The organism is Lysinibacillus sp. YS11 (assembly GCF_002896375.1).
Classification (GTDB): Bacteria; Bacillota; Bacilli; order Bacillales_A; family Planococcaceae; genus Lysinibacillus; species Lysinibacillus capsici.
Window position 1 is genome coordinate 3,456,619 of record NZ_CP026007.1, and the last position, 22,936, is coordinate 3,479,554.

The following is a 22,936-nucleotide window of genomic DNA, read 5'->3' on the forward strand; positions in this document are numbered from 1 at the left end:
AAAAGCATACCATAAAAACGGTCTTGAAACTTGCATTTAGAGGCTCATTCTAAACAAAAAAATCGTTATGCTACTAGCATATTAGTAACATAACGATTTAGGGCATTTCACCTTGACACAAGGAATAATATCATGATAAAACATTTAAATTTTAATAATTTCTTTTTTAAATAGGGGAATTTTTATTTAGTTGGTGATTCAAAAGCACTACCAACTATAGCATCCTCTGGTAATACTAAAATTCCTTTTTCAGATGGTGCATTAGGAATCGCTAATTCACGCGCTGAACAAAGCATGCCGTAAGACTCAACACCACGTAAATTTCCTTCTTTAATAAGCATTCCCGAAGGCATTACGGCACCAATTTTCGCAACAACTACCTTTTGACCTGCTTCTACATTAGGAGCTCCACATACAATTTGTAGTATCTCATCTCCTACATTGACTGAACAGATACTCAATTTGTCAGCATTTGGATGCTTGTCCTTTGTTTCTACATAACCAACCACAAATTTTGGTGAAAAATCAACATCAAGATTAATATTAGCTCCATTTTTTTCGATTGCCACTGCTAGCTGTGCTACTAATTCTGGTGTCACTTCTACTAAGCCTTTAGCATCTGTTTGGATGTAACTGCTCGCATTAAATAAATTGAAGGCTTTAATTTCTCCCGTTTGAGCTTCCCTTAAAATAGCAATATCACCAGCACGTTCTACTTCTGTTTTCACAATAGCCTCCGTTGCTAGTTGAACTAGTAAGACATCTCCTACATGCTCTTTGTTGTAAAATACGTTCATTGTTATTCTTGCTCCTTTTTCACTCTGTTTTTTGCTAAGATAAAGATTGGTTCTAGTTCTCCATCTTCATAAATAAAAGATAATGACGTAATCGGTACAGTACCGACTGCAAAGAAATGCATCGTCATCTGTGCTAATACATCATACCCTGTTTCATTACGAATATCACCTATAATTAATACATCTTGATGAGGCACGGATAATGTCATATCGCCCTCTACTTGTGCCTGCATTTCTTTTAAAAAGCTCTCATTTAAAATACGGCTAGCATCATAGCCATCATTCACATTGACAAAATAAAAAATATTACCTGCTACCTCATCTTTTTTATAGGCGGTTGGTAGTTGTTTCACCGAAAAGCGTGCCATTTCTCGAATTTGTTCTACCGTTAATTGTAAGGCTTCTAGCATGGATTCATCAATAAAGCGATAGGTTTTACCTAAATCGAGTGCATAAAAAACGCGCGTTTCAGCTGTATGCTCAGTTGTAATAAAGGCATGCCCTTCTTTCGATGCCTGTGGATAAGAAGTGGCACGAATCACGGGATAAATCTGTGTAGTCGTTTGGAAACCCTGTTCTTTTTCTTGTACCATTGCATTAAAGGTTTGCTCAATTGTATATATAACTTCTTCAATCGCTGACTCTTGCTTGTCATTATATTTTGCTAAGATCCCAGGTAAGGAGAGCTCCATCCCTTTTTCAATTGTCTTATGATTCAAGCGTAATTTATCGTACTTTTTATCAAAATGAAATTCATATTTCTCTTCAGTTAATTGCTTTTTTAATAGCTCGACTAGTTGTTCAGACTTCATTCGCTTCATCTTTTTCACATCCTAACTTCAAAATGAAACGGCTCACATGTTTGTGAACCGTTCTGTTCATTCCTTCTATTTACTTCATCTTAACCGAATGAACGATTTTCGTCATCTCACGCAAATTATTTTCAATTTGTTTTGCTTTTGAAATGGTTGTCATCTTCACACCACCACTACTAACAATGAGCTCCATTTCATTTTCTTCGTCCGTTTTTAGAACCGCTGTGAAGCCAAAACGACCATCCTTATCAAAAGTCGATTCCTCGATAATTTTGTCCGCTTCATTTTCTTTTAAAAGATTATAATAAAGTTTACTGTCTTGTGCTTCACGATCATTGATAAAAAGAATGTAGCTTTCTTTGCCTTTTGAAATCACAATATTATAAGCATCTGAACTGTCTTCAATTTTAAAGTTTGAAGGTAAGTATAATTTGATATCCCCAATTTCTACTGTATGTTCTTCTGGCTCTTCAGCAAAAACCTTCTCCGTTAATTGGAGCCCATTAGCAATTTGATCATCAATAGATTGATTGCAGCCAGAAAGGACAAGAAGTATAAGCATTAGGCCAATTGCTCTTAGCCATGAAAATAACATGTCTCTCTTCCTTTCACTACTAACTTTTTTCTATTTTAAAAAAATTAATCATAAGATGCAACCTAACTATCCTCTCACCACTAATTCTTTTTAACTATTTTTGTAAAAATGTGAACAAATATTGACCAACTAAAAGCGAGACAATATGCTCAAACATCATCTGTCTACTAACTAAACCTTGCGTAAAAATACCTACAGCACCTGCGCCTTGACGAATATCTCGACGCTTTGTATATTGCTCCATAATCGGTCCAAGTTCTCCACCAGTTCTTATTTCCTGGGCAATTTCTTTTGGCAGAATAATTTGTGCGCCAGCAGCTGTAAACATTGTTCCGTCTGACACAGTTAATGCACCCCAGTTACAAACATACATGTCATCATCGATTTCAGTTACGCCACCTTCTAAGCCAAATGATAATTCTGCATCCGTTAAAATCAAGGCGTTTTTAGCACGATTCATTGCCCCTAATCTAGTTTCTTCATTACTTATCGGTTGATCTGATACTTCAGAAGCAGCTTTGACATGAGTAAAGAGAGAATCCTCAAAGTATTTGCGAACAATTACTTCAACTGCTTCTGTTTTGGCCTTATTGGTTGTGCCAATTGCTATTTTCATTTAATCCCCACTTTCTTTCCATAGAAAAAGATGCCTTTAAAAGGCATCTTCCTAGCTTCTTATACATTAGCGTGAATTGACTCTAATGTCGAACGATCTGCTTTTTTCACTAATTCAACAATTAAAGCTTTGGCAGCTGCATAATCATCAATGTGAATAATTGACGCTGATGTATGAATATAACGTGAGCATACACCAATAACTGCACTTGGAACGCCATCGTTTGCCGTATGCACTCGACCAGCATCTGTTCCACCTTGGGAGACAAAGTATTGATAAGGGATATGATTGGATTCAGCCGTATCTAAAATGAATTCACGCATACCACGATGTGTTACCATTGTACGATCTAAAATACGAAGTAAAGTACCTTTGCCGAGCTGTCCAAATTGACTTTTTTCACCTGACATATCATTGGCAGGAGAAGCATCTAGTGCAAAGAATAAATCTGGTTTAATCATGTTTGCTGATACTTGTGCACCGCGCAAGCCAACCTCTTCCATTACATTTGCACCTGAGTATAAATGTGAACCTAATTTTTCGTGCTGTACTTCTTTCATTAGTTCAATCGCTAGACCACAGCCATAGCGGTTATCCCAAGCTTTAGCCATAATTTTCTTCGGATTAGCCATTGGTGTGAATGGACAAATTGGTATGATGGATTGTCCAGGACGAACACCCATAGACATAGCATCTTCTTTATTATCAGCACCAACATCGATAAGCATATTTTTTATATCCATTGGCTTCGCTCGTTCTGCATCTGTTAATAAATGGGGTGGGATGGATGAAACTACACCAGGAATTACCCCATTTTTCGTATATACTTCTACACGCTGTGCAAGCATAACCTGGTTCCACCAGCCGCCCAATGTTTGAAAACGGATCATTCCATTATCTGTGATAGAAGTAACCATAAATGCTACCTCATCCATATGACCAGCAACTAATATTTTCGGTGCATCCGTAACATCACTGTGCTTAACACCAAAAATACCCCCCAAATTATCTTGAACGATTTCATCCGAGTACTTTTCTAACTCAGAACGCATGAACGCGCGTACTGCGTGTTCATTACCCGGAGCGCCTGGTAATTCTGTTAATGTTTTAAATAATTGTAATGTTTCCTCATTCATGATGACTCTCTCCCCACGAAGTAGAATATTCTTCCTTGCCTATTGTAACACAATTATTTCCGAATTCGAAATATTGATACATTTCCTCAATCCGCTTAATTGTGAACGTGCATTCACTCTATAGGCTATGCTAAAATAAAGGTATAGAAAAAGGAGGAAAAAAGTATGAAATTACGTGATTTTTTAATTGGTGTCGCAACTGGCTTAGCTGCCGCAGTCATTATTAAAGAAGCTAGTGAAAAAGTTTCTCCGTTCGTACCTGCAGGACAAGTACTTGAAAACATAAAAAGAGAATTTAAAAAGGATTCACCGATTGATGGTTCTTGGATTTTTATGAAAACTGAAGATTTTACAAACGGTATTATTACCATCCCAGTATATCGTGGGGGGATCTCGCGTATGCATGAAGGTGAGATGCAGACATTCGAATTTGCAGCCGATGCACGCTCTGGTGTTGTCGTGGAACTAACAGAAGTTTAATTATGTATATACAATAGAAGCCATCTCATAAATTGAAGATGGCTTCTTATAATGTTAAAAAACAAAACATTTTTGTGAAAGGTGAAAAGAGATTTCCAATGCGCTGGCGGAACGGAAATCAACCCCTCACCTTGCTAAAGGGCCTTTTCTGCTACTCATAATATCTAATTCAACAACATAAGAAGCCATCTCATAAAATGAAGATGGCTTCTCTATGTTATTCGGATAAACCTTTATTATTAAAGTACTTTTTATACTTACGGTAATAATTTAAATTATTGAGTGTTAGTTTCACCCAACGCTTCGCATTCATATCCTCGTTAAAGTAAAGAGAATTTGTGTATTTACCCTCACTAATTAATTTTTTTGCTTCTAGTTTGAGCTTTTCATTCGATGCATATTTGAATAATACACCTTTAGGAATAATCATCCATAAATGCTTGTCCTGCACATATGTGACTTCTTGCTCGATATTTAACATATGGTCATCCGCAACATACTTCATTAAATTATGCCCACTTGCTGTTACATAATAGCTAGAACGCCCATTACGTAAATTGATTTCAAAAAGTTTATATTGCTTGTCTCGAATATCATATTTCATATCAAAATTCGCAAAACCTGTATAGCCAATGTCCTCTAGGAAGAAACGTACTTGATCCATTAATTCTTTATCATAGGTTGTCACGATGGCTGCATAACTTCCGATTCCTTCAGGAGAATGTTCTTCTAGAATAGGGTTACCTAGACACATCAGCTTCACTTTCCCATCCTTTCCTACATAGGCATTTAACACGCGCATATAGGAATCGTCCCCAGGAATAAATTCTTGAATAATCATTGTATCCTGATAAGTAGAGCTATAAATAGCTTTTAATATAGCCGTTTTTTCCGCTTCATCATGTGCAACAAATACTTTTTTCTTCCCAGGGAATTTACAAGCCCAATATTCTACAGAGTTGGAAGCCTTTAAAATGATAGGGTAAGCAAATGGTGGTGTAAAGTTTTCATAGTTGTCAGCTGTCACCGTTGTTGTACCTGGATATTTAAAATTATATTGATCACACATTTTATAGAAATTTTCTTTCAATAAAATTTCATCCATCAACGATTCGTCGATATAAGGTACGGTAAAATGCTCTTGTAATGCTGGCTTATTTTTGATGATCAGCTTGGCATAATCGTCTCCACATGCTAAAAGTAATAGTTTTTTATCAGCATATTTTTTTGCAACTTCTGCAAGGGCAGGTGCAAAAACATCTTGTTCATTTAAACGGTCTATTTCTTGAAATTGTAGGATATGGCTATCTTGTGTTGCTGTTAAATGAGAACGTCCTAAAACAAGTGGTTTAATACCATATGCTTCATAAAACGCACGTGCCATACCATATGCATTCATATCTGATCCAAGTAAAACGGGTAAAAATGGTTGTTCAGTTGCCATGTTTATTTCAACTCTCTTTTGTATTTTAGTATCGTGTTAAGTGTATCATATTTTCTATCCTGTTCACGAACAAAAACGCGAGGTATTGACATTTTATATGCCAAATACCTCGCCTTTGCTTGCTCGATTAAAATGTAATAACAGCTTGTCTACTACGCTCTAGTTTATCCACAATCTCTTTGCCTGACTCATCCCATCGAATCATACGGTAATAAGCATCGTGATAGAAAATAAAGCCATAGTTATTTGCAAGGGCTTCTTTCATCAGTCGCTCTTTTGCAAATACACTTGTCATTGGATAATCGTCATAGGCTAATACCCATAATGGATTTTGATGAGCATGAGTCGGCATAATATCTGCCATATGCAATAACACTTCATCATTTTGCGTTAGCTTGATGACAGCATGTCCCTCACTATGACCACCAGTATGAAGCATTTCGATTCCAGGTACTACTTCCAATGACTCTTCATAGGTTTCAACTAAATGCTGAACTGGCTCCCAATTTTCTTTCCAATAAGTATTTTTAGAACGGATATTGGGGTTACGCATTTCATCCCATTCAATTTTCGTTACAAAAATCTTGGCATTTGGGAAAGTTGGTACAAGTACATCCCCTTCCCACTGCGTTAACCCTCCAGCGTGATCAAAATGTAAATGCGTCATTAACACTGCATCAATATCTGCTGTCGTTAATCCTAACTCTTGTAAGCTATCAGCTAACGAAGATTCTTCTGTTACACCAAAGTTTCGTAGCTGCTTTTCATTTAATTTGTTAAAGCCAACCCCCGTATCAATAAGGTAGTTTTTGCCCCCAAATTGAATAAGAATAGGTTCTGTTGGTAATTCAATTTGGTTTTTTTCATTGACTGGATATTTGCGGGACCAAAGAGGCTTTGGTACAACACCAAACATCGCACCACCATCTAGGCACGTAACACCCCCGTTTAGCCATGATAATGACATATTGTGAAACTGTAACTGATCCATCCATATTCCCCCTACAATTTAGTGATAAATTGCGATTCTAAGCGATAAATCGGCTGCCCCTTCGCAGAAAACTTCTCTTCATATTCTGTCATCACATTATCCTCTGGCATATTTGCATGCAGGTCGAGAGATACATACTTTAATAACATCCCATATTCAGACATACTGATTAAAGAATACTCGAAAAGACCTCGGTTATCCGTTTTAAAATGGACTTCCCCATTATCCACTAAAATCGACTCATATAATTTCAAAAAATCCCCGTGCGTTAAACGTCTTTTTGCATGTCGTGTTTTTGGCCAAGGATCTGAGAAATTCAGGTATACACGTGATACATCGTTTTTGTCAAAGAATTTATATAAATCTGCGCCATTTACTTTTAGTAAACGTAAATTCGCTGGAGATTTTGCCTCTAGCACTTTTTCTAGTGCACAAACAATGACACTATCGTAAAGTTCAATGCCAATATAATTGATTGTTGGATTTTGCAAAGCCATACCGGTCACAAATTGTCCTTTTCCAGACCCTACTTCAATATGAATAGGGTTGTCATTGCCGAAAACAGCCTGCCAATTTCCTTTAAAGTCTTCAGGATTTGGAATAATCACCTCTGGGTGATCTGTAATCATTTCCTCTGCCCAAGGCTTATTTCTTAATCTCAATGTTGTTCCTCATTTCTTTCTTGTGAAATTATTGATTTTTTTATAGTATAACGTATTCCCTTATAATTCGCATGAAATTATTGCACAATGATATTTTTATGAATCCTTAACAATAACCTGCCAAGCATTTTGTTGTATTGTACAGTGGATATTGGTCTCTTGATTGACAATGCCAATATAATTACCATCCGTATGGCAGTCAACCTTATCTGCTACGATAAGATCAAAGACCTGCCCTTGTAAAAAAGTAACTTCCTTAAATTTTGTATGTTTTTCAAAAAACACAGTGACAAATACCAGTAATAATTTGATACGAGAAATACCATGTACAATTGTGATATCCACTTGCCCATCATCTGCTTTTGCGGCAGGTGATATTTTCATGCCGCCTCCAAAATAAGGTTGATTACTCATCGCCACAAACCACGTCTGCTGAAATTGCCATTCCTGTCCCTCTGAACGTATCGTTATGTCAAAGCGTTCAAAGCGAAATAACCCTCTAATTACAGCGACAGCATACGAAAGTTTCCCTAATCCAATCTTATTGAGATAAAACTTAAGACGAGAAGTGTTAATTGATTTTGTCACAAAGGCATCGAAGCCTATGCCAGCATTATTAACAAATATTTCTTTTCGTTGATTATCAATCTGAACGATCCCTGCATCCATTCTTACATTAGCCAAGGTAGTCTTTACATAATCCTCGATTTGCTGGGCATTGGAAAAGGTATGAAAATAACGTGCAAAGTCATTACCAGAGCCAGCACGAACTACACCAATTATGATGTATTTATTATGTATAACACCACTAACTACTTCATGAATGGTGCCATCACCACCAACAACGACAAGCAATTTCTTCTCTTGTTGCTGGTGTACCCATTGTTGAGCGATTTCCTGTCCATGTCCTGCATATTCAGTAAAAGCCACTTGATAGGAAATCGTTAGTTGCTCTTGAAGTTGGAGCCAAACTTTTTTTCCTTTTCCATTCCCAGCGGCCTCATTGACAATAAATAGAACGTTCATACATCATTCCTCTGTTGGCTGAGATGCTTGCTGCCATATATCTCGGTTAAAGGAGGTGGTTTGGACCGTATTTAAAATTGTCTGTGCAGCTCGGATTTGCATATGCTTCATAGGAGAGGAAACTTTTCTTAAATGCTCTATCCATTCATGGTAATTTCGACGATCAACAAAGCGTACCCCAAATGGTGAACCAGGATAATCAAAATACCCATTACGAGATAGCACAACCTTACGGATGGGCATATCAATATCCTCTTGTTTAAATAATTGCGACAGGACTGATTCCATCCGCCCTAAGTTAATCGTTGGATTCAAAACTTTAGAATCCTTCGTCCCTACTTTTTTAATCCAGAAGCGATCACTGCCACCTACATATACAGCTTGATTTTCAGCCTCTAAGACCGTAATACAAATACACTCTGTCGGCGACATTAACACTACATCTAGCTCTATAGGTGCTTTTCTAATTTGTAGTATTGGATAATAAAACAATAGATAATTATCTGGCAATGTTTGCAATAGCATACGGAGCAATGAGTCACGCATGAAGCGAGGATCTACATATGATTTTTCCCGTAATGTTGAACTGGCCCATTTCATTTGAAAATGAAAGAACTGATCAATAAACATTCGTTTCAACTCATGGATGGATTGTGGTGCATACACAATTTTAGGTTCAAATGTGAGTGTCGTTTCTTCTTCAGGAATTATATCCTCATCGCTGACAAGCTCATTTGATATTTCTACTTCTTCAACATCCTCTGTTGTTTCCTTTTGCCGTCCAGCAAACCATTTTTTTATGAAGGTAAAACGTTCTTTTTCCTCGTAAGCCTCCGCTTCCACCTCATTGTCGACATGTTGCCACTCGCTAATATCTTCTCCCAACTCCCACTGTCGCTTAATGCGCTCCCATTGGTTTTTCTTCAAGCGCACAAATTGTGTTGGGTATCTCGCTAAATCAATTTGATAGCGTGAAATGTAATCTTGTAATTTCACCAATTGTGCCATGTAAAGGTCACTCCATTCTTACTCACCATATCTATAGTTCTCTTTTTATCTAGATTGCTTTGGTAGAAAAGAGGCATTGTATTCAATACATCGACAATTATTCTACAAATTTCAATCTGTAAAATTATTCATTACTATCCTTTTTATTTTACATGACGATACCAAACATTACATCCATAAAAAAGAGAACTACCCTTATCGATAGTTCTCTTAAACGGTTCTTTTATTTTGAATTCAAAGAAAGTGGTAATTTCGCCTCAAAAGCTTGTTGCAATTTACGCGTCCATTCACCTGGCACACCAGTACCGATTTGGTTTCCATCCACATCAATAACAGGAGTAACTTCTGAAGATACAGAAGATACAATAATTTCATCCATTGTTAATAAATCAGCTTTTGTCATTGGTTCTTCAACTACAGGTAAACTAATCTCCTCTGCACATTTTAAAATGACCTGACGAGTAATACCGTTTAAAATGAAGTTATTTGCTGGGTGTGTATAAAGCTTACCGTCTTTAATCCCATAAACATTTGCTGATGAACATTCTGTTACGATATCCCCGCGATGTAAAATTGCTTCGTAGCAGCCCTTTTCAGCTGCCTCTTGTTTTGCTAATACTGCACCAAGTAAGTTTAAAGATTTGATATCACAGCGCAACCAACGAATATCCTCTACAAACGTAGCCTTAACCCCTTTTTCAAAGTTTTCATATGCACGTTCACCAGCTTTCACATTACCCGTTAATACAGCTGGAACACTTGCATCTGGGAAAACGTGATTACGTGAATTGGCACCACGTGTAATTTGGAAATAAACATGCCCTGTATCAAGATTATTTTTTTCAATCAGCTCATGTAATAATTTGTGTAAAACGTCTTTTGTATAAGGAATAACAAGACGAATTTTTTCGGCGCTTGCATAGAAACGATCAATATGCTCTTGTGCTGTAAACATATTTCCGTTATAAACTTTGATTACTTCATAAATACCGTCACCAAATTGATAGCCTCTATCTTCTGGTGATACTGCAATGGATCCTTCTTCAACAATTTGATCATTCCATAATGAATATGCCATGTTTTGTTCATCCTTTTCGTCTTTGAGTTATTTTTTTCCTGCAAGTTCAACAATTGCTTCAGCATAAATTGCCGCTGCTTTTACAAGGTTTTCAACGACAACAAACTCATCCGCTCGATGCGCTACATCTGGCTCCCCTGGGAAGAGCATGCCAAATGCCACGCCTTTTTTCATCACACGTGCATACGTCCCACCACCAGTTGATAATAAAGGTGTTTCTGTATCTCCCGTTTGACGTCTATAGATAGCTGCTAATGTCTGAATGAATGGATCATCTTCGCTGACATAATGTGGCTTGGAGTCGTCTTGTATGTCTAGAGAAAACCCTTTTTCTACCGTTAAGCGTTGTGCTGCTGTTATTTTTTCATCGAATGGATAGGAAACTGAATAGCGCATACTAATTACTAAACTGCCTCCTTTATGGACATCATAGCTTACGATCCCTGGATTTAATGTTGTTTGTCCTGACATTGTATCCTCAAACTGCAGATCGAGCTGACTACCATAATGATCCTGATAAAAAACATCTGCAATAAAGTCGACAAATTGTTTACTTGCTTCTGTCGTCAACTCTTGTTGTAAAAATGCTGCAAGATAAACAGCTGCATTGATACCTTTATCTGGTTCCATTGCATGGGCTGCTTTACCTTTGATAGTTATTATATAGCGAGACTCCTCCATTAATAAAGAGCCTTCTAGCTGATTTTTACTTAAAAATGTTTGAAAATTCTGTTCGAATGATGCTGTTACGTGCTGAATTATTGCTTTTGCAAAATCAGGTACCATATTTGGGCGCTTTCCTGCATTAAATAGTAGTAGTTGTTCTTTCGTTGCATCACCCACTTTATTTTGAGAGAACACAAGCTCTGCAATGCCTTTTTCTGCATTGATGAGCGGGAAATCCGCATCTGGTGCAAAACCAATTGTCGGCATTTCCTCCTGTTTAAAATAGTGGTCGACACAGCGGAATCCTGTTTCTTCGTCTGTACCAATAATCATTCGTACTCTTTTTTCTAACGGAATACCTGCATCTTTCACAAGTTTCATGGCCATCCATGCCGCAATCGTAGGCCCTTTATCGTCAATCGCACCACGTGCAAATAATTTACCATCAGCTACTGTGCCGCTGAAAGGAGGGTAAGTCCAATCTGCTTCTTCTCCAATTGGGACAACATCAACATGACATAAAATACCAAGTAAATCTTCACCAGTTCCCATTTCAATATGTCCAGCATAATTATTAACATTTTTCGTGAGCAGGCCTTCATTTTGACCTTTTGCAAGTAACCATTCAAGCGCTTGAAGTGGACCATCTCCAAAAGGTACTTCAGTAGTTATTGTATCCTCATCGAGCACACTATTTATTTGCACAAGCTCCTGTAACTCTTGTATTAATTCGTCTTGCCTTTCTTTTGCAGCTTGTAACCAATCCATACCATGTACCTCCTTCAAAGTATTAACATTATTCTACATCTTACAACATATATGACAATCAGCTTTCTGACAACTATTTTCAGTAACTTCTACTGTCACTACCATATATAGCACGTTTTTCACGTATTCCCACAAAATACAGTATAAATTTTATATATAAATTGTAAATTTCTCTTGCATTCACTAGAAAATTAAGTAGTTTTTCTATATAATAAAGTTATCAGAATAATTGTTCTGACTATAAAATTAGAAAAGGGGATGTCTAAGGCAGCTACTTATTAGCCTAAGTGCACTCCGCACATATTGTCGTCCGCTAGTCTTTGCCAAGAGAATTAAGATGAAGGAGTGGTTCATTTAATGAAACCAACTACTGATCGAATGCTTAATCGTATTAAAGACGTGTACATGTTTATTTTAGACAAAGGAACCGTGTCTACACAGGATTTAGTCGAAGAGTTTAGTATCACTCCTCGCACCGTTCAAAGAGATTTGAACGTGTTAGCCTTTAACGATTTGGTGACGAGTCCAAGTCGAGGCAGATGGACAACGACGAAGAAAAAAGTAAAATTAACGTCTTAGTTTTACGTTTTGTACGTAAAGCATTGTGTATGGAAAAAGAATGACCTTTCGTCGGGGTCATTCTTTTTTGTCGTTAGAAGATTTTTAGATTTTTTTCCCACTTTGCTTACTGACTTCTCCAGCTTGCTTTCTGTGTAAAGTAATTATTTACATCACTTTTTTAGTCATCTATCTATGCAAAGCAATGATTTTTATCTTACTTCCATTCATCTATATAAAACGATTATTTACATTGCTCCTTTACCCTTCAATCTAAGCTTCACATCTTAGCATAGCAACATAAATCTGCGCGCCATTATCTGCTCTGTGCTCTTTCAAGATTATTTTAACTATTTACAGTTGCTTAACAATCCGTTAAACTCGAAACATTCTAAATGTTGAGAGGAGGATTTTATATGACTTTGTCAAAGTTGTTTCATCCATTAGTTTGGATTATTTTAGGTGGAACAATTTTTACACGTATTGCAAGCTTTATGGCAATGCCTTTTTTAGCTATTTATTTACATAATGAAATTCAAGCCTCTCCCTTACAAATTGGATTGACAATTGGTATCGCGCCGCTCATTTCCACAGTAGGTGGATTTTTCGGGGGTTATTTAACAGATCGCTTTGGTAGAAAAAGCGTTATTCTATTAACAATTATCGTTTGGAGTCTTGTGTTCTTTGGCTTCGCAACAGTTCATGCTGTTTGGCTTTTTATCCTATTCAATGCTTTGAATGGACTTTGTCGATCATTTTTTGAACCTTCCACACAGGCATTGATGATCGATTTTACACCTGCCGATAAACGAAAAAGACTATTTTCCTTACGTTATACAGCCATTAATATTGCAGCGGTTATTGGTCCAATTATTGGCGTGTATATCTCACAGCTATCCAGTCCAAGTATCCCTTTTATGCTGACAGGGATGATGTATATTATTTACGCAGTCTTTTTATTTTTTGTGTTAAATCGCTATCAAATGCAGCAACCCAAAGCGGTTACACAAACAAAAATACTCAGTACATTCACGATTCTTTTGACAAATCGTGTGCTGCTTAGCTTCATATTGGGTGCCATTTTAATCAATATTGGTTACTCGCAATTTGACTCAACGCTACCACAAATTATCGAATTAAAAATTGATGAAGGTGCGAAACTTTATTCGTTATTAATCTCTCTCAATGCAGCAGTTGTGTTATTACTACAATTACCTATTAGTATAGTATCAGAGCGCTTTTCATCTACAGCAACATTATTAGTAGGTGTACTGTTCTTTGCTATTGGATTATGTATGTTTGGATTCTCCAATAATTATACACTCTATATCATTGCCATGATTATTTTTACCATAGGTGAAATCTTTGCCTTCCCTACAATGAATGTCATGATTGATGAAATTGCGCCAGATACTCAAAAGGCAACCTATTTAGGTGCTGCACAATTTAAAAATTTAGGTGGCTTTATTGGCCCAATAATAGGCGGTTGGCTCTTGACTCATTATATGAACGCTATGTTTCCAGTCATCGCTGTTCTTGTTTTATGTAGTTGTATCTTTTATAGAACAAAAATAGCTGCTCATTAATAAACGCCCCATTGCTATCAGAATAGCTAACTATGCTATCGATAGAATGGGGCGTTTTTTAACTATTATAATCCTCGTCAGCAGCGACCTCTGCATAACTAGAATATTGATCCTTACCAGCATTTTTTGATTGATAAAGCGCTTTATCGGCCCGTTCAAATAAGCTCCTTTCTGTATCCTCAGCATGGTTATAAATGGCTCCGCCCATGCTCACAGACAACACAGACCATTTCTCGCTAGCTTGGCCATCATATCTAACTGACCTTATTTGAGTCAAAATGTCCTCTGCCATGTGCTGCATCTGTTCCTCTGTTGTATCGTATAAAACAATGGCAAATTCATCCCCACCGAAGCGTACAACAAAGCCACTTTGTTTCACAACATGCTTTAAAATTTTCGCTGTTTCAATGAGGATATGATCTCCTTCTACATGACCAAATTGATCGTTTACTTGTTTAAAGTTATCTAAATCAATTAACAATAAACCTGGCACATTCATTTTTCTTTTTCTTAATAAATTATCAATTTTCCTAATATATGTAGCACGGTTGTAGACACCAGTTAGCGGATCGAAGGTAGCTAGGTGTATTGTTTTAGATAAAATTTTATTAATAACTAACAGCATAATAAAGGATGTTAGTAGGGCAATAGACAGTAAGATCCAAAATTGCTTTGTATTTTTTTGGAGAGCTTCCATTTTAGTGAAATTGATAAATTTCACATAGACAATTCTTTTGGATGACTCCCCTCTCACTGTCTCTGCTTCATAGGGCAGAAAACGATGTGTTTCTATATAACCATTGTCTAATGCCTTTTCATACTCAACTGGCTCCATTGTTTTCTTAGCTAGCTCGAAGTATTTTTGAAATTTCTTAGATTGCTCCTGTACAGTGATTCTCTTCGATCTCGAATCATTAAAGAAAACGCCACCTGCATTAATAGCTTGCACATCCACTAAATCAATATACTTACCTATTAAGTACTGTGCAGTTTTCTCAAAATTAAAGGTTTGGAAGACAGGATCATTTAGTAGGTCTATACCTAACTCGAGCAAATATTTCTTATCATGTGTTGCCAGATAGCCAAATTTCCGATATTCACCTGTTGATGTTGAAATATCGAGTCCATCTGTAAAAAATTCGCCACTAGCGCGCCGTTCATCTAATAAAGCAGAAAAACGTTGACAGCAAAGCGAGAAATCCAAGCCAATATCTTTGACAAAAGTTGTGTAAACTACTGTATTTGATTGATCCACTATGTAAATATCCATACCATGTTTCTTTTTCATTTGCTGCAAATCCCAAGTAGCTACATTAGGGTTTTCATGGTAATAGTTTTTTAGCTGTCTAAGCTCCTGTTCCATTTTGTCTGAAATATTATTATCAAAATAAAAATGGGCATCATCGACAGTTTGCATATCTGTCAAAATATGATTTTCAATTAATATTTTATTCATGCTCACTTGCTTTTCTATCTCTGTTACCAGTATTTGTCGGTTCACATATGAAATAACAGCAACAAGTATGACTGCAAATGCTATTAGAGATAGTAATAATTTAATACGCAGGTTCTTCATTTAATTGTCCTCTACTTATTTTATACCATCGTCTTTTGGGGAATATTTCAAAATATGATACATTCTATGACTATATCACAATAACTCATTTCATATTATACAGTTACAGTCATATTACTGTATATAAAAATCCCCGATGCTATGTGAGGCATCGAGGAATAATATGTTTAATGATTGTTTTGTAGACCGTTTAGCTCTTCAGCAGTGAGCTCACGATATTCACCTAACGCTAGATTTTCATCTAATTTCAGGCTTCCCATGGAAATACGCTTTAAATATGTTACACGTTTTCCTACAGCCTCAAACATTCGCTTTACCTGATGAAACTTGCCTTCTTGAATCGTTAGCTCTATTTCAGATTGCTGTGCAGACTTTAAGATCACAAGCTTTCCAGGCTTTGTAACATAGCCATCATCTAGCTCAACACCATTTGCAAATTTCTCGGCATCTTCTTCTGTCACAACGCCTTCAATCTGTGCGTAATAAACTTTTGGCACATGCTTTTTGGGAGACAATAAATTATGAGCTAATTGACCATCGTTTGTTAATAAGAGCAATCCTTCTGTGTCTTTATCTAATCGACCAACAGGAAACGGTTGAAAATGCTGGTGTAATGGCTCTAATAAATCAATGACTGTTTCATCTCTTAAATCTTCAGTGGCAGAAATAACACCAGGCGGTTTATTCATTATAAAATAAACAAATTCTGTATAAACAACGCGCTCTCCAAACACTGATACAATTTGCTTTTCTGGGTCTACGTGTAAAGCTGCATCCTTGACATAATCACCGTCTACTGTGACTGCTTTTTGCTTTAATAGCTGCTTTACTTCCTTACGAGAGCCGTACCCCATATTTGCTAGTAATTTATCTAAACGCATCGTTCCACTCCTATTTCAATCCCAGTTTACTCATAATACGGGTTAATCGTTCACCTAATAGCTTTTGGGCTAAACCTAGGCGTAATGATAAAAAGCCATAAACAGCCGCACCAACACCCGCACAAATAATTGAGAATAGTAATGCTGAGAATTTACTATCAACTGGTCCCATTAGTAATTCCAATAATTTATGCACAATCAGCACGCTAATGGCCATCGCCATTGTCAATAAAGCAATTAGCATGACACGACGCACAACCATTTCTGATCGATAATTCAACGTTTTTCGTAACACAAGCATATTAATGATAATCGAAACACTGTAGCCAATAGCTGTAGCTACTATAGCACCATCAGCCTCTAACCAGCGAATTAAAGGAATATTTAATGCTAGCTTTACGAAAATTCCAGATAATAAGCTAAAAACAATCCACTTTTGAAAATCAATTCCTTGAAGTAAGGCTGCTGTGACTTGGAATAACGCAAATAAAATCGCAACAGGTGCATAATGCGCTAAAATGGTTGCTCCCATTTCGCTTTCTGAATAAAGCATAAAATAAATTTCATTGGCTAATAGAGAAATACCAACCACAGCTGGCAATGTAATAAAGATTAAAATTTGATAGGTTTTATCCATTGCATGGCGGAGCGCTAAATACTCCCCCTGTGTAAAATATTTTGTAATTGTTGGTACAAGCGCCATCGAAAATCCAGTCGCTAGCATAACAGGGATAATAACAACTTTATGTGTCATAAAGTTAATCATCGATAAATAAGTATCTGTTACTTCTGCTAAACCAATGGACGTCATTGCTCCATTAAACGTAAGCATGTCGACTAATTGGAACAACGGATTCGCCACCCCTACAAACACCATTGGGATGGAATAGGTAATCACTTCTTTATAAATATTGGACATTGGTAGCTGTGTGGAAGTCACACTTTGGCTACGTAATAAGTTAAATTCAGGCTGATATTTTTTCCAGTAATAATAAAGAACACCTAATCCACCGATTGCCCCGATAAATGCAGCAAACACAGCAAAGGAGATGGCTGTCTCTGGTTTTCCTTTAAACACAATCACCACTAGGAACGACCCACCAAGTAACACAACAATCCGCACAATTTGTTCCACCAATTGTGAAACGGCAGTTGGCTCCATTTTGTCGTAGCCTTGGAAGAAGCCCCGCCATAGACTCATAAATGGCACTACGATTAAGGCAAAACTAACCCATCGTATTACTGAAGCAATTTGTTCAACTGTAAAGACCTGTTCCTCACTCTTAATAACTAGCCCTGCAATTGGCGTAGCAAGTAGAAAGAGGGCAATAAATGCTGCAAAGCCAGTCATCATCATAATAAGAATGCCAGATTTCATCAGCTTGCGCCCCGATTGATAATCTCCCATTGCATTATATTTGGATACAAATTTAGAGACGGCTATTGGCGCACCTGAAATGGCGATTGCCAGCATAATTGAATAGGGAATATATGCATATTGGTAAAGCGCAATGTTCTTCTCGCCAACAATTGCATAAAACGGAAAAATATAAATTAATCCGAGTACCTTCGATAAAAACATCCCCATTGTTAATATCGCAGTACCTTTCATTAAATTGGACATCATACCCATCCATTCATTGTAAAATCAATATTATTATCGTAACACTTCAAAGGATACTTATAAAACTTTTTCGTTTTAAAACAAACGATATGCAAGCGCTGTCACTCTAAGAGCAATAAAGTAAACCAACTGTAATCTTAACATATTTATAGGAAATGAGACGCATAAAAACACCAAAAAGTTCATTCATAAAGAAACTTGATGAAAAAAGGCCTTAAAATAATCGGTGAGGAATTGAACATCCCCACCGATTAGGTATTTCTTATACCATGTCCACAAAGAACTTTTTATACCATACTAGGAATACATAAACTGTCCAAATATAACGACCGCGATTTGCTTTCCCTTCGTAGTGCTCATCTAGATAGCCAACTAATTGTTTTGTATCAAAAAATTCATTTGCAAAGTCAGTTGTAAACATTTCTTTTACCATACTGTAATACTTTTCTTCACGTAACCAGTGGCGAATTGGCACTGGGAATCCGAGTTTCGGACGCTTTGCCCATTCTTCTGGCAATTCCTGATGCGCAGCTTGACGTAGAACATATTTTGTATCGATATCATTCACACGGTATCTTGAAGGAATATTTTTCGCTAATTCCATTACTTCTTTATCTAAAAATGGTACACGTAATTCAATTGAGTGTGCCATACTCATTTTATCTGCCTTTAATAAAATATCACCAGGCATCCAAAGATTTAGATCTAGATACTGCATTTTTGTCACATCATCATCGCCAGGTACTTCATCATAAATACGTTTTGTAATCGATTTTACAGATGGGGCATTTTTATAAGCTGGCTTTAAAACATTAATAGCATCCACTTCATCCCAAACTACCGCTTCCCCAATAAAACGCTCTTCTACTGTTTGAGCACCTTTAATAAGGAAATTCGTGTATTGATTTTTCGGTAGGGCTTCTGCCATTCCACGTAATGTTTTACGAAGACCTAATGGTAATTTTTCGTATTTTTGCATTCTTCCTGAGTTTTGATACCAAGCATACCCACCAAAAATTTCATCAGCACCTTCACCTGATAAAACAACCGTTACATCTTTTGAAGCAAGCTCCGAAAGGAAGTAAAGTGGCACTGAAGATGGATTGGATTGTGGTTCATCCATATGCCATTGAATTTTAGGTAGCGCTTCAAAGCACTCATCTGCGGTAATGTATCTACGTTCATTTTGAATATTCAACGTATCTGATAAATCTTTTGCAAGATTTGTCTCATTAAACATATCTTCATAGTCCGCAAACCCGACTGAGAAGGATTTATCTGGGCGTAATAAAGACGTAATATAACTAGAGTCAATACCACCCGATAAGAATGAACCAACTTTTACATCACTGATTTGATGAGCCTCTACAGATTCTTTAACAGTTGAACGAATTTCTTCAATATATTTTTCGATTGGTGCTTCTTTTGCATGGAATTTTTTATCCCAATATTGAACGATTTGCTTTTGTCCATTTTGAATCAGCATATAGTGTGCTGGTGGTAATTTAAAGACACCTTTAAAGAATGTTTCATCCATAGATGAATACTGGAATGTTAAATAGGGGCGAAGTGCCTGTTTATTTAACTCTTTAATAAATGATGGGTGTGGTAAAAACGATTTAATCTCAGAGCCAAAAATAAACGTACCGTCTGTTGTATGCTCAGAGTAATACAATGGTTTGATTCCAAAGCCATCGCGCGCAATGAACTGTAAATCATTCTTTTTATCCCAAATACAGAAGGCAAACATCCCACGCAGTTTCTTCACAAAATCTACGCCATATTCTACATAGCCATAAATAATGACTTCACTATCTGACTGCGTTTTAAACGTATGACCTTTTTCAATTAAATCTGCACGCAGCTCTTGGAAGTTAAAAATCTCTCCATTAAATACAAGCACGATATTGCCGTCTTCACTATATAATGGTTGATTCGCTACGTCTGATAAGTCAATAATACTTAATCGACGGAAACCTAACGTTACTTTATCGTCACTATGAATACCGCCGCTATCCGGTCCGCGGTGAATAATTGTATTCATCATATTTTCTATCGTCTGATGATGATCAATCACATTTGTTCCATTAATATAACCTATAAATCCGCACATTCTATTTTTCACCTCATAATTTAGTGCATAACCTTTACCATAATAGCACGAAAAGACATTCATTTCATGCTGACAATGCTAATAAAGGAAAACTTTCATTCATCCAATTGTATAACAAAGAATATTGTGTTTCATTCTACTGTATAAGCTCTTCATCCCAAAAGAAGAGATAAAGAATTATAAAACACTTTTCTATTATTTTCAATGTCAAAGAAAGTCCCTCTCTATATAGACTTCATGTATAATAGGAAAGATTCCTAATTTGAACAGAAAGTGAGTTTCTAACTATGTATGATGTAATCGTGATTGGTGGTGGCCCATCTGGTTTAATGGCGGCGATTGCTGCTGGAGAGCGCAAAAAGAAGGTGTTATTGTTAGAAAAAGGCACAAAACTAGGCAAGAAATTGGCCATTTCTGGCGGAGGACGCTGTAATGTTACAAATCGTTTGCCTGTTGAAGAAATTGTGAAGCATATACCCGGTAATGGCCGTTTTCTCTATAGTCCATTTACCGTTTATAATAATGAAGATATAATTGCATTTTTTGAAGGGCTTGGTGTCGCCCTAAAGGAAGAGGACCACGGTAGAATGTTCCCTGTATCCAATCGCGCACAAGATGTCGTTGATGCGCTGATTAGACAGCTACAGCGTCTTCATATTGAAGTTCGTTTACACACAGCTGTCAGTAAGCTTCTAATGGATGAAGATAAAATTTTGGGTGTACGTCTTGCTGATGGCACCGAAGTCCGTAGTCAAGCAGTCGTTGTAGCCGTTGGGGGCAAGGCGGTTCCACAAACAGGCTCAACAGGTGATGGCTATCCTTGGGCTGAACGTGCGGGTCATACAATCACTACCTTATTCCCAACAGAAGTCCCTGTTATTTCAAAAGAAGATTTTATTCAAGCACGTGAACTACAAGGACTAGCATTGCGTGATGTTGCTGTCTCCGTGCTAAATAAAAAAGGCAAGACACTCGTCACCCATCAAATGGATATGCTCTTTACCCATTTTGGTTTAAGTGGTCCTGCTATTTTGCGTTGTAGTCAATTCGTTGTGAAAGAATTAATGAAAACAGGCTATGAGCCCGTGACAATGCGTATTCAAACACTGGTACATTATAATGAAGAAACATGTCTACAATATTTAAATAAATTAATAAAAGAAGATCCGAAAAAGGCTGTGAAAAATGTTTGGAAAGGCATAGCACCTGAACGATGGCTCTTGTTTTTATGTGAGCGAGCACATATTGATGTTCAATTGACGGGCGCTGAATTATCCCAAGAGAAAATTCGTCAACTAGCACGTTTACTAGTAAACTTCACGTTAACAGTGAGTGGCACACAGTCACTTGATAAGGCGTTTGTAACAGGTGGCGGTGTCTCTGTAAAAGAAATCGAGCCAAAAACAATGGCCTCAAGGAAAAAAGAAGGACTGTTCTTTTGTGGAGAAATTCTTGATATTCATGGCTATACAGGCGGCTATAACATCACTTCAGCCCTCGTAACGGGACGTATTGCAGGAATGCATGCGGCATTATAATAGGAGAAAAAGCGTGTCCGTGGAACAACGGACACGCTTTTTTAGCTTTCACTAGACATATAAACTTCTTCAAATGGTTGGATAATAACAAAGCCCTCACCAGAAAACGCCATCTGGATGGATTCTCCACTGCCTCGGCCGATAAATGTACGGAAGCTAATATCTGTTTTAAATTCAGGTGTTAAGTTGCCTGACCATGCGACAGTAGCATGCGGATCAGTATATACTGTTTCACCTGGTTTCACTAATAATGTCAGTGGTTCAAAATGAGTTGTAATCGCAACCTTCCCTGTTCCTTGAAGGGTTACATTAAATAAACCACCTGACATGATGCCAGCCATTTTACGCATCAAACGTATATCCCATTCGATGCTAGGCTCAAAGGCAAGTAAATCATTGCCATTGACACAAATACTGTCGTTTTTCAAATCAAAAACAGTTACTTTCTTTCCTTGGTCCGCTAAATAGAGTCTGCCCTTTCCGCTAGCTTTCATCAATTGCGTACCTTCACCCGTTAAAGCCTTTTTAAACATTTTTCCAAAACCATGCTCCAAGACGCGCTCACGTTCAAATTTAATATCACCTGTATAAGAAATCATAGCGCCCATTTTTGACCACACTTCACCGTTTAGATTAACCTCTAATACACGTTCAGTTTCCAATTCAAAATAATCATTCTCATTATCGTCCTGCTGTGTTTTATGAACAAATTCATCTAAAGAAAATTTCCCCATGATTGATCCCTCCCTAATTACTTTATATACGTTGTTCTTTGAGAAAAGATTCAATTTTTAATAGTTTGTTCCTCATCATGAATTTCGTTACAAAATTTCTCTTTTAATTACGAAATCACTTTATTTCCAGTAATGTTATTGACATCAGACATGTGCTGTTATACATTAAACAAAGAAATTACAATTGTTATATAACAAACACTTCAAAAAAAATAACTATATAAGTGCCATCCACGAAATGACA

The 22,936-nt window shown here is 36.9% G+C and carries 21 protein-coding genes; 4 read left to right on the forward strand and 17 right to left on the reverse strand.

The window, feature by feature from the left end; genetic code table 11:
• Positions 1-182: 182 nt before the first annotated feature.
• From ytpR to LBYS11_RS17270, 5 genes are all read right to left on the reverse strand, one after another.
• The gene (gene ytpR, locus LBYS11_RS17250) at positions 183-797 is read right to left on the reverse strand and encodes a YtpR family tRNA-binding protein (protein WP_048393499.1); all 615 of its coding nucleotides are present in this window, start codon (positions 795-797) and stop codon (positions 183-185) included.
• A 2-nt stretch (positions 798-799) separates the two neighbouring features.
• Positions 800-1,618, reverse strand: a complete 819-nt coding sequence (locus LBYS11_RS17255; protein ID WP_081011002.1) for a DUF1444 domain-containing protein — start codon at positions 1,616-1,618, stop codon at positions 800-802.
• A gap of 70 nt (positions 1,619-1,688) precedes the next feature.
• Positions 1,689-2,207, reverse strand: a complete 519-nt coding sequence (locus LBYS11_RS17260; protein ID WP_048393497.1) for a hypothetical protein — start codon at positions 2,205-2,207, stop codon at positions 1,689-1,691.
• Positions 2,208-2,301: 94 nt separating this feature from the next.
• Positions 2,302-2,823, reverse strand: a complete 522-nt coding sequence (locus tag LBYS11_RS17265) for a DUF84 family protein (protein WP_103118669.1) — start codon at positions 2,821-2,823, stop codon at positions 2,302-2,304.
• Positions 2,824-2,882: 59 nt separating this feature from the next.
• Positions 2,883-3,959 (reverse strand): M42 family metallopeptidase, encoded by a 1,077-nt coding sequence (locus LBYS11_RS17270; protein ID WP_103118670.1) that lies wholly within the window; start codon positions 3,957-3,959, stop codon positions 2,883-2,885.
• Between the two features lie 165 nt (positions 3,960-4,124).
• Here LBYS11_RS17270 and LBYS11_RS17275 point away from each other — a divergent pair, with 165 nt between their 5' ends.
• The gene (locus tag LBYS11_RS17275) at positions 4,125-4,439 is read left to right on the forward strand and encodes a hypothetical protein (RefSeq protein WP_004226089.1); all 315 of its coding nucleotides are present in this window, start codon (positions 4,125-4,127) and stop codon (positions 4,437-4,439) included.
• 217 nt (positions 4,440-4,656) lie between these two features.
• On the opposite strand, the gene LBYS11_RS17280 is transcribed toward LBYS11_RS17275, so the two are convergent.
• From LBYS11_RS17280 to pepV, 7 genes are all read right to left on the reverse strand, one after another.
• Complete coding sequence (locus LBYS11_RS17280) at positions 4,657-5,883, reverse strand: carboxylate--amine ligase (protein ID WP_066037570.1); 1,227 nt, start codon at positions 5,881-5,883, stop codon at positions 4,657-4,659.
• 127 nt (positions 5,884-6,010) lie between these two features.
• Positions 6,011-6,874, reverse strand: coding sequence for a YtnP family quorum-quenching lactonase (locus LBYS11_RS17285; RefSeq protein WP_048393489.1), 864 nt, complete (start codon positions 6,872-6,874; stop codon positions 6,011-6,013).
• Positions 6,875-6,885: 11 nt separating this feature from the next.
• Positions 6,886-7,536, reverse strand: coding sequence for a tRNA (guanosine(46)-N7)-methyltransferase TrmB (gene trmB / locus LBYS11_RS17290; RefSeq protein ID WP_016991781.1), 651 nt, complete (start codon positions 7,534-7,536; stop codon positions 6,886-6,888).
• A gap of 96 nt (positions 7,537-7,632) precedes the next feature.
• Entirely contained in the window at positions 7,633-8,562 is a 930-nt protein-coding gene (locus LBYS11_RS17295; RefSeq protein WP_103118671.1) for a diacylglycerol/lipid kinase family protein, read from the reverse strand.
• Between the two features lie 3 nt (positions 8,563-8,565).
• Positions 8,566-9,570 (reverse strand): nuclease-related domain-containing protein, encoded by a 1,005-nt coding sequence (locus tag LBYS11_RS17300; protein WP_054549930.1) that lies wholly within the window; start codon positions 9,568-9,570, stop codon positions 8,566-8,568.
• A 223-nt stretch (positions 9,571-9,793) separates the two neighbouring features.
• Entirely contained in the window at positions 9,794-10,648 is an 855-nt protein-coding gene (dat, locus tag LBYS11_RS17305; RefSeq protein WP_103118672.1) for a D-amino-acid transaminase, read from the reverse strand.
• Between the two features lie 27 nt (positions 10,649-10,675).
• Complete coding sequence (pepV, locus tag LBYS11_RS17310) at positions 10,676-12,082, reverse strand: dipeptidase PepV (protein WP_103118673.1); 1,407 nt, start codon at positions 12,080-12,082, stop codon at positions 10,676-10,678.
• Between the two features lie 357 nt (positions 12,083-12,439).
• On the opposite strand from pepV, the gene LBYS11_RS17315 reads away from it, so the two are divergent.
• Positions 12,440-12,661, forward strand: a complete 222-nt coding sequence (locus tag LBYS11_RS17315) for a DeoR family transcriptional regulator (RefSeq protein ID WP_004226074.1) — start codon at positions 12,440-12,442, stop codon at positions 12,659-12,661.
• Positions 12,662-13,056: 395 nt separating this feature from the next.
• Positions 13,057-14,226 (forward strand): MDR family MFS transporter, encoded by a 1,170-nt coding sequence (locus tag LBYS11_RS17320; RefSeq protein ID WP_004226066.1) that lies wholly within the window; start codon positions 13,057-13,059, stop codon positions 14,224-14,226.
• Positions 14,227-14,284: 58 nt separating this feature from the next.
• Here LBYS11_RS17320 and LBYS11_RS17325 read toward each other — a convergent pair whose 3' ends face one another.
• From LBYS11_RS17325 to asnB, 4 genes are all read right to left on the reverse strand, one after another.
• Positions 14,285-15,802 (reverse strand): GGDEF domain-containing protein, encoded by a 1,518-nt coding sequence (locus tag LBYS11_RS17325; RefSeq protein WP_103118674.1) that lies wholly within the window; start codon positions 15,800-15,802, stop codon positions 14,285-14,287.
• Positions 15,803-15,969: 167 nt separating this feature from the next.
• Entirely contained in the window at positions 15,970-16,683 is a 714-nt protein-coding gene (locus LBYS11_RS17330; protein WP_048393477.1) for a pseudouridine synthase, read from the reverse strand.
• Between the two features lie 10 nt (positions 16,684-16,693).
• On the reverse strand, positions 16,694-18,307 hold the full coding sequence (locus LBYS11_RS17335; RefSeq protein ID WP_081011001.1) for a putative polysaccharide biosynthesis protein: 1,614 nt from the start codon (positions 18,305-18,307) through the stop codon (positions 16,694-16,696).
• 262 nt (positions 18,308-18,569) lie between these two features.
• Positions 18,570-20,420, reverse strand: coding sequence for an asparagine synthase (glutamine-hydrolyzing) (gene asnB / locus LBYS11_RS17340; protein ID WP_048393475.1), 1,851 nt, complete (start codon positions 20,418-20,420; stop codon positions 18,570-18,572).
• A gap of 287 nt (positions 20,421-20,707) precedes the next feature.
• Between asnB and LBYS11_RS17345 the strand changes: the two genes are divergently transcribed.
• Entirely contained in the window at positions 20,708-21,958 is a 1,251-nt protein-coding gene (locus LBYS11_RS17345) for a BaiN/RdsA family NAD(P)/FAD-dependent oxidoreductase (RefSeq protein ID WP_103118675.1), read from the forward strand.
• A gap of 41 nt (positions 21,959-21,999) precedes the next feature.
• Here the strand turns inward: LBYS11_RS17345 and LBYS11_RS17350 are convergent, their stop codons facing one another.
• Positions 22,000-22,692 (reverse strand): AIM24 family protein, encoded by a 693-nt coding sequence (locus tag LBYS11_RS17350; RefSeq protein ID WP_054549925.1) that lies wholly within the window; start codon positions 22,690-22,692, stop codon positions 22,000-22,002.
• Positions 22,693-22,936 lie beyond the last annotated feature (244 nt).